The organism is Acuticoccus sediminis (assembly GCF_003258595.1).
GTDB classification, from domain to species: Bacteria; Pseudomonadota; Alphaproteobacteria; order Rhizobiales; family Amorphaceae; genus Acuticoccus; species Acuticoccus sediminis.
On record NZ_QHHQ01000003.1, the window covers coordinates 182351 to 194804 of the forward strand.

The 12454-nt window shown below is 68.9% G+C and carries 10 protein-coding genes; 7 read left to right on the plus strand and 3 right to left on the minus strand.

Going from position 1 to position 12454, the window contains the following annotated elements; genetic code table 11:
- Positions 1-130 precede the first annotated feature (130 nt).
- The 4 genes from glmS (at position 131) to DLJ53_RS15095 (ending at position 4444) form a co-directional block, all read left to right on the plus strand.
- Positions 131-1957: a glutamine--fructose-6-phosphate transaminase (isomerizing) gene (glmS, locus tag DLJ53_RS15080; protein WP_111346649.1), complete on the plus strand. Its 1827-nt coding sequence runs from the start codon at positions 131-133 to the stop codon at positions 1955-1957.
- Positions 1958-2062: 105 nt separating this feature from the next.
- Positions 2063-2911, plus strand: a complete 849-nt coding sequence (locus DLJ53_RS15085; RefSeq protein WP_111346651.1) for a DUF502 domain-containing protein — start codon at positions 2063-2065, stop codon at positions 2909-2911.
- A gap of 77 nt (positions 2912-2988) precedes the next feature.
- Positions 2989-3969 carry a glycine--tRNA ligase subunit alpha gene (locus DLJ53_RS15090; protein ID WP_111346653.1) on the plus strand — a complete coding sequence of 327 codons (981 nt, stop codon included), beginning with the start codon at positions 2989-2991 and terminating at the stop codon, positions 3967-3969.
- 103 nt (positions 3970-4072) lie between these two features.
- Positions 4073-4444: an FtsB family cell division protein gene (locus tag DLJ53_RS15095; protein WP_111346655.1), complete on the plus strand. Its 372-nt coding sequence runs from the start codon at positions 4073-4075 to the stop codon at positions 4442-4444.
- A gap of 143 nt (positions 4445-4587) precedes the next feature.
- Here the strand turns inward: DLJ53_RS15095 and DLJ53_RS34730 are convergent, their stop codons facing one another.
- Positions 4588-4941 (minus strand): hypothetical protein, encoded by a 354-nt coding sequence (locus tag DLJ53_RS34730; protein ID WP_146619967.1) that lies wholly within the window; start codon positions 4939-4941, stop codon positions 4588-4590.
- A 29-nt stretch (positions 4942-4970) separates the two neighbouring features.
- Here DLJ53_RS34730 and pdhA point away from each other — a divergent pair, with 29 nt between their 5' ends.
- Positions 4971-5984 carry a pyruvate dehydrogenase (acetyl-transferring) E1 component subunit alpha gene (gene pdhA / locus DLJ53_RS15100; protein WP_111346657.1) on the plus strand — a complete coding sequence of 338 codons (1014 nt, stop codon included), beginning with the start codon at positions 4971-4973 and terminating at the stop codon, positions 5982-5984.
- Between the two features lie 98 nt (positions 5985-6082).
- Positions 6083-7537, plus strand: a complete 1455-nt coding sequence (locus DLJ53_RS15105; protein WP_111346659.1) for a pyruvate dehydrogenase complex E1 component subunit beta — start codon at positions 6083-6085, stop codon at positions 7535-7537.
- Between the two features lie 106 nt (positions 7538-7643).
- On the opposite strand, the gene DLJ53_RS15110 is transcribed toward DLJ53_RS15105, so the two are convergent.
- Complete coding sequence (locus DLJ53_RS15110) at positions 7644-8870, minus strand: MFS transporter (RefSeq protein ID WP_111346661.1); 1227 nt, start codon at positions 8868-8870, stop codon at positions 7644-7646.
- Between the two features lie 48 nt (positions 8871-8918).
- The gene (locus DLJ53_RS15115) at positions 8919-10010 is read right to left on the minus strand and encodes an FAD-dependent oxidoreductase (RefSeq protein ID WP_162409241.1); all 1092 of its coding nucleotides are present in this window, start codon (positions 10008-10010) and stop codon (positions 8919-8921) included.
- Between the two features lie 112 nt (positions 10011-10122).
- Here DLJ53_RS15115 and DLJ53_RS15120 point away from each other — a divergent pair, with 112 nt between their 5' ends.
- Positions 10123-12324, plus strand: a complete 2202-nt coding sequence (locus tag DLJ53_RS15120; protein ID WP_111346665.1) for a sensor histidine kinase NtrY-like — start codon at positions 10123-10125, stop codon at positions 12322-12324.
- Positions 12325-12454 lie beyond the last annotated feature (130 nt).

Sequence of the window (12454 nt, forward strand, 5' to 3'; positions counted from 1 at the left end):
GTTCGGGCCGTCGAGGTGCTGATTCGCTGGTCGTGTGCGGTCCGGGCGTGCCCCGGACGGACCAGAGGGCGGCGCGTCTCCGGGCGGCACCGACTGTTCGAGGCATGCGTACGGGAAGGCGGAGACCACTATGTGCGGTATTGTGGGCGTGATCGGAGCCAGGCAGGCGGCTCCGTTGATTCTCGATGCGCTGAAACGGCTGGAATACCGGGGCTACGACTCGGCAGGCATCGCCGCCGTCGCCGGTGACGGGACGATGGACCGGGTGCGTGCCGCCGGCAAGCTGCGCAACCTGGAGCAGCGGCTCGATTCCCATCCGCTCGACGGCGGCACCGGCATCGGCCACACCCGCTGGGCGACCCACGGCGCGCCGACCGACGCCAACGCACACCCGCACGTCGCCTCGCCGGTGGCGGTGGTCCACAACGGCATCATCGAGAACTACCGCGCGCTCCGCCAGAAGCTGCAGGCGGAGGGTGCCGTCCTGACCTCGGAGACGGACACCGAGACGATCGCCCACATCCTCGCGCACGAGCTGGCGCAGGGGGCCGACCTGAAGAGCGCGATCGAGGCGACCCTGTCGCAGCTCGAGGGGGCATATGCGCTCGCCTTCTCGTTTGCCGGTCAGCCGCAGTTGCTGGCGGCGGCGCGCTTCGGCAGCCCCCTCGCCATCGGTCTCGCCTCGGACATGAAGATGATCGGCTCCGACGCCATCGCGCTGGCGCCCTTCTGCGACGAGATCGTCTACCTGGAAGACGGCGACTTCGCGATCCTCACCCAGTCGAGGCTCGACATCTACGACCGCGACGGCCACCCGGTGGAGCGCGAGGCGGTCCCGGTGCCGATGCAAGTCTCGCTCGCCGAGAAGGGCAACTACCGCCACTTCATGGCCAAGGAGATCCACGAGCAGCCGGAAGTGATCGCGCGGACCCTCAGCCACTACATCGACGTCGGGTCGGGTACGCTGCGCGACGGCGCGGTGCCGATCGACTTCTCCCAGATCCGCCGCCTGTCGATCGCGGCCTGCGGCACCGCGTACTACGCGGGGCTCGTCTCGCGGTACTGGTTCGAGCGGCTGGCGCGCCTGCCGGTCGACCTCGACGTCGCGTCCGAGTACCGCTACCGCGCGCAGGCCTTCCCGGCCGACGAGCTGGCGCTCTTCATCTCCCAGTCGGGGGAGACGGCCGACACGCTGGCCGGGCTGCGGGCGGCGAAGGCCGGCGGGCAGCAGCTCGCCACCGTCGTCAACGTGCCGACCTCGACGATGGCGCGCGAGGCGGACATCGTCCTGCCGACCCTCGCCGGACCCGAGATCGGCGTCGCCTCCACCAAGGCGTTCACCTGCCAGCTCGCGACGCTGGCGTGCCTGGCGGTGAAGGCGGGCATCGACCGCGGCACGCTGTCGCCCCTCGATGCGGAAGGGTTCCTGTCGGCGCTCGTCGAGCTGCCGCGCCTCGTGGCCGAGGCGGTAACGCTGGAGCACTCGATCGAACGTGTCGCGAAGCTTGTGGCGCCGGCGTCATCCGCGCTCTTCCTCGGCCGGGGGACGTCGTTCGCGGTGGCGATGGAAGGGGCGCTGAAGCTCAAGGAACTGAGCTACATCCACGCCGAGGCCTACGCTGCCGGTGAATTAAAGCACGGGCCTATCGCTCTGGTGGACGAAGAGCTCCCGGTCATCGTCATCGCGCCGTTCGACGACCTCTTCGCCAAGACCGTCTCCAACATGCAGGAGGTGCATGCGCGCGGCGGGCGCATCATCGCGGTGACGGACGCCCGCGGGGCGCATGCGATCGGCGACACGGCGGAGGAACTCATCGTCCTGCCGGACGTTCCGGCCTTCGTGGCCCCCGTGGTGGCGACCATCCCGCTGCAGCTGCTGGCGTATCACGCGGCGATCATCAACGGCACCGACGTCGATCAGCCCCGCAACCTCGCCAAGTCTGTGACGGTCGAGTAAGTATGCCAAGTTGAGGTGCGCTGCGCGTGTGCGAGGTGCGCACGGGTGCGTTCCTCCGCGACGTCAGGCGTGCGGTTGGCGGCCCCGAGTGCTGTGGGGTACGAGATGGACGAAGAACAGGGTGAAGTCCGGGTCGGGCGGCGGCGCAGCCTCGTCAACAGGTTGCGCAACTATCTGATCACCGGCGTGATCGTTGCCGCGCCGCTGACGATCACCGTCTACCTCGTCACCTACATCATCAGCGTCGTCGACGGCGTGGTGAAGCCGTGGATCCCGCCGGCGTGGAATCCGGAAACCTATGTGCCGTTTCCGCTCCCGGGCATCGGCCTCGTGGTGGCGATCGTCGGCCTGGCGCTGCTCGGCTTCCTGGCGGCGAACATCTTCGGCCGGACGATCCTGGCGCTGGGCGAGGCGATTCTCGCCAGGATGCCCCTCATCCGCAACGTCTACGCGGCGCTGAAGCAGATCTTCGAGACGGCACTGTCGGAGCGCAGCCACACCTTCCGACGGGCCGGACTGGTGGAGTACCCGCGCCGCGGCCTCTGGGCCGTCGTCTTCATCGCGACGGACGTGAAGGGCGAGATCAGCCAGAAGCTGGGCGACGACGACGACGCGATCTCGGTCTTCCTGCCGACGACGCCGAACCCGACATCCGGCTTCCTTCTTTTCGTGCCGCGCAAGGACGTGCTGGTGCTCGACATGAGCGTCGAGGACGCGGCAAAGCTCGTCATCTCGGCCGGCCTGATCACGCCGCGCTGGGCGCCCAAGGCGCAGGTCGAGCCGATGCGCTCGCCGCCGAGGTACGGCCCCAGGCACCCCCATGTCGCGGGCGAATCGGTCGAGGTACCGATCCTCGGCACCCTCGCCGAGGAGGACCGCAAGCACGCGGCGGAGAGCGCCGCGCGCGCCGGCGCCGAGCGGGCGGACGACACCGAGACGGTGAAATCGGAGTAGCGCGCGGCCCGGAACGGGCTTGCCACCGCGCGCGGAGCGGTTAGGAACTCGGGCGCAGTACCCTAATGGGATCATCCATGGCCGAGCTTTCCCCGAAGGACCGCCTGTCTCCGACAGACCCGAGGTCCTCGTTCCAATCCATGATTCTGGCGCTCCAGGCGTACTGGGCGGAGCGGGGCTGCGCTATCCTGCAGCCCTACGACATGGAAGTCGGCGCCGGCACCTTCCACCCGGCGACGACCCTGCGCGCGCTCGGTCCGCGGCCGTGGCGGGCGGCCTACGTGCAGCCCTCGCGCCGTCCGGGCGACGGGCGCTACGGCGAGAACCCGAACCGCCTGCAGCACTACTACCAGTTCCAGGTCATCCTGAAGCCGAGCCCGAAGGACCTTCAGGCGCTCTACCTCGGCTCGCTGGAGGCGATCGGCATCGATCTCCACCGCCACGACGTCCGGTTCGTCGAGGACGACTGGGAGAGCCCGACGCTCGGGGCCTGGGGGCTCGGCTGGGAGTGCTGGTGCGACGGCATGGAAGTGTCGCAGTTCACCTACTTCCAGCAGGTCTGCGGCATCGACTGCCGCCCGGTCTCCGGCGAGCTGACCTACGGCCTGGAGCGCCTCGCCATGTACGTGCAGGGCGTCGAGAACGTCTACGATCTCACCTACGTCGCCGAGAGCGAGGCGGGGCCGCGCGTCTCCTACGGCGAGATCTTCCTGCAGGCCGAGCGGGAGTACTCGGCGCACAATTTCGAGTTCGCCGACACCGAGATGCTGTTGCGCCACTTCCGCGACGCGGAGGCGGAGTGCCATGCGCTGCTCGCCGCAGGCGCGCCGAAGGTCGAGGGCGAGCGGCACACCCAGGTGCTGCCCGCCTACGACCAGACCATCAAGGCGAGCCACATCTTCAACCTGCTCGACGCGCGCGGCGTGATCTCCGTGACGGAGCGGCAGGGCTATATCGGCCGCGTCCGCGCGCTCGCGAAGGCGTGCGGCGAGGCCTACCTCGCGACCGACGGCGGCGGCTTCGGCTACCGCGCCGAGAGCGAGACCGAGGCGGCCTAAGCCCCCGAACGGGCACGGCAATGCGCGGGCGGGGCTGGCCTCGCCCGCGAAACGCCTCGTTAAGTCACGCGTGGTTAGGTGGGTCTGCCCACGGACTCACCTGATGCCCACGCGCCACCGACGTCGATCCCGCTTCACCTTCTTCATCTTCCCGCTGGTGCTCGTCGCCGTCGCGGTCTACTTCGGCTGGCAGTCCGGCCGGGGCGACTACGGCGAGGAGGCGCGGGTCGAACTGCGGGACGAGCGGGCCAATCTCGAGCTCGAGCTCGCCAATCTGGTGGAGCAGCGCGAACACCTTCAGGACCGGGTGCGTCGCCTGCGCGTCGACGCCCTCGACGCGGACCTGCTCGACGAGCGTGCCCGGGCGCAGCTCAACATGGCGCACCCGAACGAGATCGTGATTCTCAACGTCGCCAAGGACGCCCAGCCGGAGACCGGCAAGACGGACCTCATTCTCGGCGCGCACAACAACTGACCGGCCCCCACGCGCAGAACCGGTTCGCGCGCGGCGACAAAGTCGTTCGTCAGGATGCCCCGCCAGGAAATAATGTTAGCCCGCTCCGGAGCGGGCGTGTCCTCGGCGCACCATTCACGGCCGGATCGATCGAACATTGGAATTCATCGTCGCTCGGCCATCGTCATGGTCGATGGCACGGTCAGGCGGCGCGGCCGGCGGAGGCCGCGCGGTCCCATGGCGGGATGCCAAAAATTACCACAAAACATCGCGAGAATTTCGCTGAAGTTCGACTGTGGAAGTGTGTGGCGATGCTTGATTGCGCCGGTGCAGATCTGCCGCGCATGCGCCGGGCTTGCGGGACGATCTGTCGAGAACGCATAGCTGGTTGCACCGATACGGCGCGCGCGCGGCCGATCACCCGGGATCCCGCTGCGATCGGCCGTTTCGCAACGGGTTTGCGCGCGGACAAATCGGCTCGCCTGCTTTTCGTTGGCCGAGCCGTGGTCTAGGTTCACATCAAAAGCGGGACGTCAGGAGGGGCCTTATGGCCGTCGAAGCCAAAGCAAGAGAATCGGACGAGGCTGGCCAGACCGAAACTGCGTTCACGGCGGACGACTATCTTCGCGCCTACGAGGATATGCTGCTGATCCGCCGGTTCGAGGAAAAGGCCGGCCAGCTCTACGGCATGGGCCTGATCGGCGGCTTCTGCCACCTCTACATCGGTCAGGAAGCGGTCGTCGTCGGCGCGCAGATGGCGATGAAGGAAGGTGACCAGGTCATCACCGGCTATCGCGACCACGGCCACATGCTGGCGACCGGCATGGACCCGAAGGGCGTGATGGCCGAGCTCACCGGCCGCGCGTCGGGCTACTCCAAGGGTAAGGGTGGCTCGATGCACATGTTCTCGGTCGAGAAGAACTTCTACGGCGGCCACGGCATCGTCGGCGCGCAGGTGTCGCTCGGCACCGGCATCGGCTTCGCCAACCGCTACCGCCAGAACGGCGCGGTGGCGCTCACCTATTTCGGTGACGGCGCGGCCAACCAGGGCCAGGTCTACGAGAGCTTCAACATGGCCAAGCTCTGGTCGATCCCGGTCATCTACATGATCGAGAACAACAAGTACGGCATGGGCACCTCCATCGAGCGCGCCTCGTCGACGACGGACCTGTCCCAGCGCGGCCGCTCGTTCGACATCCCGGGCGAGCAGGTGGACGGCATGCACGTCGAGGCGGTGCGCGACGCGGTCGCCAAGGCGCTCGACCACGCGCGCTCGGGCAAGGGTCCCTACATCCTCGAGATGCTGACCTACCGCTACCGCGGCCACTCGATGTCCGACCCGGCGAAGTACCGCTCGCGCGACGAGGTGAACGAGTACCGCCAGAAGCGCGACCCGATCGAGCACGTGCGCGACATCCTGATGAAGGACTTCGGCGTCGCCGAGGACGACATCAAGTCGATCGACAAGCGCGTGCGCGACGAGGTGAACACGGCCGCCGAGTTCGCGCAGAGCGAGCCCGAGCCCGATCCCTCGGAGCTCTGGACGGACATCGTACGGTGAGAGCGTTCCCATTCATGACGATTGGCACGGCTGCGGGGGCGATGCCCATCGCCTCGAGCGGAGCGGCCACCAGCAAGAAACTGCGCGGACACTAAGAAATGCCCACCGAAATCCTGATGCCCGCCCTCAGCCCCACCATGGAGGAGGGCAAACTCTCCAAATGGCTGAAGAAGGTGGGCGACACCGTCTCGGCTGGTGACGTCATCGCCGAGATCGAGACCGACAAGGCGACCATGGAGGTCGAGGCCGTCGACGAGGGCACCCTCGGCAAGATCCTAGTCGAGGAGGGGACCGAAGGGGTTCCCGTGAACGCGCCCATCGCGGTGCTGCTCGGCGAGGGCGAGAGCGAGAGCGACATCGGCGAGGCCTCCGGGCCCGCGGCCGCCGCGCCGGCGCCGGAGGCACCCGCCGCGTCCGAGGCGACCGCGGTCTCCCAGAAGGGACCCGCCCCCACGGGGAGCCTGTCGCCCGATGCGCCGCGTGCGCCGGCCGCGCCCCGCTCCGGTCCCGGCCCGGCCGAGATGCCGGACGACCAGCCCGACGAGCCGGACGTCCCCGCCGGCACCGAGATGAAGCAGATGACGGTCCGCGAAGCCCTGCGCGACGCGATGGCCGAGGAGATGCGCAAGGACGACGACGTCTTCCTGATGGGTGAGGAAGTCGCCGAATATCAGGGCGCCTACAAGGTCTCGCAGGGCCTCCTGGACGAGTTCGGCGAGCGCCGCGTCATCGACACGCCGATCACCGAGCACGGCTTCACCGGCCTCGGCGTCGGCGCCGCGATGGCGGGCCTTAAGCCCATCGTCGAGTTCATGACCTTCAACTTCGCCATGCAGGCGATCGACCAGATCATCAACTCGGCCGCCAAGACGCACTACATGTCCGGCGGGTTCATCAAGTCGCAGATCGTCTTCCGCGGCCCGAACGGCGCGGCCGCCCGCGTCGCCGCGCAGCACAGCCAGGACTACGCCGCCTGGTACGCGCACGTCCCCGGCCACCGCGTCATCCAGCCGTACTCGGCGATGGACGCGAAGGGGCTCCTGAAGGCCGCCATCCGCGACCCGAACCCGGTGATCTTCCTCGAGAACGAGATCCTCTACGGTCAGACCTTCGAGGTGCCGGCCGACATGGATTTCGTGCTGCCGATCGGCAAGGCGAAGGTCGAGAAGAAGGGCAAGGACGTCACCATCGTCTCCTTCGGCATCGGCATGACCTACGCCATGAAGGCGGCGGCGGAGCTCGCCGGGATGGGCATCGACGCGGAGGTCATCAACCTGCGCACCATCCGCCCGCTCGACATCGACACGGTGATCAAGTCGGTGAGGAAGACGAACCGCTGCGTCACCGTCGAGGAGGCCTTCCCGACCTGCTCGATCTCGTCGGAAATCGGCTACCAGCTGATGGAGAAGGCGTTCGACTTCCTCGACGCGCCGGTGCTGCGGGTCACGGGCAAGGACGTCCCGATGCCGTACGCGGCGAACCTCGAGAAGCTGGCGCTGCCGTCGGTCGCCGAGGTGATCGACGCGGTGAAGGCGGTCACCTACACCGCCTGACCCCGCCCCGGCACGCTACGGCCCAGGCCGCACGCATAGGACGCCCGCCGCAAGGCGGGCGTTTTGCGTTCGGAACGCGTCCGCTCCTGCCGGGCCGGAGCGCCAGTCAGGACGGGCGGACCGGTGCCGGCTCGGGTTCCCGCGACTTCGCCAGCAGGAGCGGCAGCATCGCGACGAGCTGGATCGCGAGGAGCGCCACGAACGCCACCTGGAAGCCCTCCCGGGTCGGGGCGCCCTCGTCGTTGCGGTAGAGGTCGAGGATCAGGCTGAAGCCCCACTGGCCGAGAAAGGCGCAGGCGAAGACCACCAGGTTGAGCGCCGTGTTGACGCGCGCCGCCATCTCCACCGGGAACTGCTGCGAGGTGATGTTGTAGGTGTGGACGGCCACCGGGCCGATGGCCGCGTAGAGGATCCAGATCGGGGGGGTCGCCTCCAGCGGCAGGACGATGAAGAGGATCGGGCACAGCATCACGGCGATCGCGCCGATGACGAAGACATGCATGGAGAGGCCGTAGCGCTCGGCCCGGCTGAAGATCACCCCGTAGCCGAGGAAGCCGGCGATGAGGCCGACGGACGTGGCCGAGAGCCAGGCCGCGGCCTCGTCGGTCGGCATCTCCACCACCTGGCGCAGCCATGGCCCCGCCCACAGGCTCACCACCGCGAGGAGGCCGATCTGGACCGTCGCCGCGAGCGGCGCGATGCGCCACAGCGTCCGGCTGGTGAGGACCGCGAACATCTCGCGCGCGAGGATGCGGGTGTCCGTCGGGTGGCGCGGCTCGTGCCGCCGCGGGACGACGGTCAGGATGAGGAGACTCGCGGCGATCGTCGCGGCGCCGATGACGAGGAAGACGCCGCGCCAGCCGATCGCGTCCATCAGCGCCTCGGTCGGGCCGCCGCCGAGCGCGCTCCCGACGCCGCCGCACGCCATGTGGAGGCCGACGATCAGCGCCCGCTGCTCTGGCGGGAACCAGTGGCGATAGGCCGTCATGGGGCCCATCAAGGCGATCGAGGCGCCGACGCCGATGAGGAAGCGGCCGAGGAAGAGCTGGGAGCTGTCGCCCGCGGTGGCGAAGACGACGCATCCGGCCGCGCCGACCACCCACATGCCCGCCTCCACCCGGCGCGGGCCGTACCGGTCCATCAGGATGCCGAGCGGAAACTGGGTGATGACGAAGCCCATGTAGAAGAGGCTCGTCATGAGCCCGAGCTGCGCCGGCGAGAGGTCGAATTCGGCCGTCACCGGTGCGCCGGCGACCGCGTTCACGACCCGCAGGAGGTAGGACAGGAGATAGGCGAGCGCGAACGGGACGAAGACGCGAAGGGCGGTAGGCATGATGCTCGATCTACGCCGTTGGGTGGCGCCTGAATAGGCCTTTTGTGATCACGGATTGGGCAGGCGCGTCAGGCGGGCCATGAACTGGCGGTCGAGATGATCCTTGAGGCGCCAGACCCAGCGTCCCTCGGCGACGAGCCCGTTGCGCGTGCCGATGGCCGAGCGGTCGCCGGTCGCGAGCAGGATGAGCGCCCGCCGCTGCAGTCTAACGGGTTCGAGCGGCTCGCCCGCCGCCAGCGCGCGGAGCGCCGCCGCGAGGGCCGGACCGGAGCGCACCGAGAAGACGCCCGCCTTGGGGCGCGGATCGTCCGGGCGCGTCGCGACGTCGCCGACGGCGAGGACGTTGGGGTGGGACAGCGAGCGCATCTGCGCGTCGACGCCGAGGAAGCCGTCCGGCGTGCGCGCGAACGGCGTCGCGGCGAGCCAGCGCGGCGGTGCGGGCCCCGTCACGGCGAGGATGGTGTCGGCCGCCACCGTCCCGTCGCGCAGCGCGATCCGGCCGTCCGCCACGTCCGTCACCTCCGTCCCGAGGCGGACCGTCACGCCGCGGCGTCCGAGCGCGGCACCGACGCGGCGGGCGAAGGCGGGCGGGTGCGCCGGGAGGAGGGCCGGGGAACGCTCGATCAGTGTCACCGCCGCGCGGGGGCGGCGCGTCGCGAGCGCGAGCGCGATTTCGGCTCCGGCCGCCCCGGCGCCCACCACGGCGAAGCTTGCGGCCGTGTCGAGGCGCGGCGCGAGGCCGTCGACCAGCCCGCCGAACGGCTTGGCGGGGATGACCGCGGGGTGGGCGAGGGGGCCGGGACGCGCCGTCTCCGAGCCGGCGTTGACGACGAGGACGTCGTACGGGAGGGCGCGGCCGTCGGCGAGGTGGAGACGGGTCCCGTCGGCACCGGCGATCTCGGCCGAGACGAGGGTGATGCCGCGCGCGGCAGTGAAGGGCGCCAGCGGCACGACCAGCTCGTCCGGCCGGTAGAGGCCCTCGATCCAGCCCGGCACCATCCCGGAATAATGGGCCGCCTCGCCGCGCGAGACGAGCGTGACGGCCGAGCCCGGCGGTGGCGCGCCGAGGGTGTCGAGGGCGAGCATCGAGGCATGGCCGGCGCCCGCGACGACGATTTGCAGGGGCTCAGTGCGCGACAAAGGGGCTCCAATTCCGTGGACGAGCCGCCGCGAGGGACCCGTGCGGTTGACCGGCATCCGAGCCCGTCACATACGTCAGAACCTTAACAAGTGAAGCGTGATCGCAGTGGCCATGGCCCAAGCCGCCATCCCCTACCGTCCGCCGTTCGATTCGCCGGTGCGCAGTTTCGGCGTCGTCGTCATTCCGCTCGCCCTGATTGCGGTCGCCGGCACGTTCCTGACGCTGACGGGCATGACGCCCATCGAGCCGACGTCGACGGTCATCGTTGTCGCTCTGGTGATCAACGGCATCCTCGTCACCCTGCTACTCGGCGGCGTCGCGTACGAGGTCAGCAAGCTCTGGCGCGCTCGCTCGGCGCAACGGGCCGGCGCCCGGCTCCACGTGCGCATCGTCGCGCTGTTCTCGATCATGGCCGTGATGCCGGCGATGCTCGTCGCGCTGGTGGCGACCCTTACCTTGTCGCGTGGCCTCGACCGGTGGTTCGAGGAACGCATCCAGGCGATGGTCGTCAACTCGGTGAAGGTCGCGGACGCGTACGTGGGCGAGCATGCCCGCGCCATGACCGGCGATCTCCTCGCGATGGCGCGCGACCTCGACCGGGCGAAGAACATCTACGACCTAGAGCCGACGCGCTTCGACAGCCTGTTCCAGGTGCAGACCGCGCTGCGCAACCTGCCGGCCGCGTTCCTGCTGAACGGCGCCGGGGAGGTGATCACCCGTGCCGTGGTCGACCCCAGCGAGCACCTGCGGATGCCCCCGCCGGAGGCAATGCGCGAGGCGCTCAAGGGCCGCCCGGTGCAGATCTCGCCCGGCGAGGCGGATCAGGTCGGCGGGATCATGAAGCTCGGATCCTACCACGACACCTACCTCTACATCGCCCGCACGATGGACCCGGACGTCAACGGCTTCCTGCGGCTGACGCGGGCCAACGCGGAAGAATATATCCGTCTCGAGCGATCGCGGCTCGGCGTGTCAGTGGCGTTCGGGCTGGTCTACGCCGGTGTCACGCTGGTTCTTCTGGTGTGCGCAATCTACCTCGGATTCGGCTTCGCCAACCGCCTCGTCGCGCCGATTCGCGAGCTGATCGACGCGTCGGACCGGGTCCGCAAGGGGGACCTCGAGACCGAGGTGCCGGTGCGCTTCTTCGACGGCGACATCGCCCACCTCGGCGAGACGTTCAACGACATGACGGCGACGCTGAAGCGCCAGCACGACGACCTCATCTCCGCCAACGACCAGCTCGATCGCCGCCGCCGCTTCACCGAGGCGGTGCTGGGCGGCGTCTCGGCCGGCGTCATCGGCATCGACGCGGACGGGCAGGTGACGCTCGCCAACACCTCCGCGCTGGCGATGCTCGACCTTTTCGAGAGCGACATCGTCGACAAGTCGCTGACGGAGGTGGTGCCGGAACTCGCGCCGGTCCTCGAGGGCGAGGGCGGCCTCGCCCGGCTGAGGATCAAGCCGGAGCAGATCAGCCTGCAGCGCAAGGGCCGCGACCGGACCATCAACGTCCGGGCGACGACGGACCGCGGCGATGCGGCGCGCCCCGGCTACGTCCTGACCCTCGACGACATCACCGACCTCGTGACCGCGCAGCGCACCTCGGCCTGGGCGGACGTGGCGCGGCGAATCGCCCACGAGATCAAGAACCCGCTGACGCCGATCCAGCTCTCCGCGGAGCGGATCAAGCGGCGCTACGGCAAGCAGATCAAGCCGGACGACCACGAAGTCTTCGACCAGTGCGTCGACACGATCGTGCGCCAGGTCGATTCGATCGGCCACATGGTGAACGAGTTCTCCAACTTCGCGCGCATGCCCGCGCCGGCGATGGAGCGGCTCGATTTGCGCGATGCGGTTCGCGAAGCAGTATTCATCCAGGGAATCGGGCATGATGCTGTCGAAAAGCGAACTTCGATTCCGAAGGAACCCTTGATTGCAAACTTCGACCATCGTCTGGTGAGTCAGGCGCTGTCCAACCTGGTGAAGAACGCGGCCGAGTCGATCGAGCAGACCACGGACGCGGATCGGGGCGGGGAGCGCGGCCACATCGACGTGCGACTCTACGTCAACGAGGCGGGCGAGCGTGTGGTCGACATCGTCGACAACGGAATCGGCTTTCCGGCGGCAGGCCGCGAACGACTTCTGGAGCCGTACATGACGACGCGGGAGAAGGGCACGGGCCTCGGTCTCGCCATCGTCAAGAAGATCGCGGAAGAGCAGGGCGGGCGAATCGAGCTTCTCGATGCGGCTGCGGTTTCGAGCAATACGCGCGGCGCGTGCGTCCGCTTCGTGCTGCCGGATCTGATCGATTGATGGAGCGTCCGAAGGGGATGCGACGGACGGATGCGGTCTGTTCGGAAGGGCTAACGCTTGACGATTCGGTCAACTCGCGCGACGTAGGCCTCTCCCTCCGGTCGCGTGTTCGGCCCGGTTTGGGGCGAAG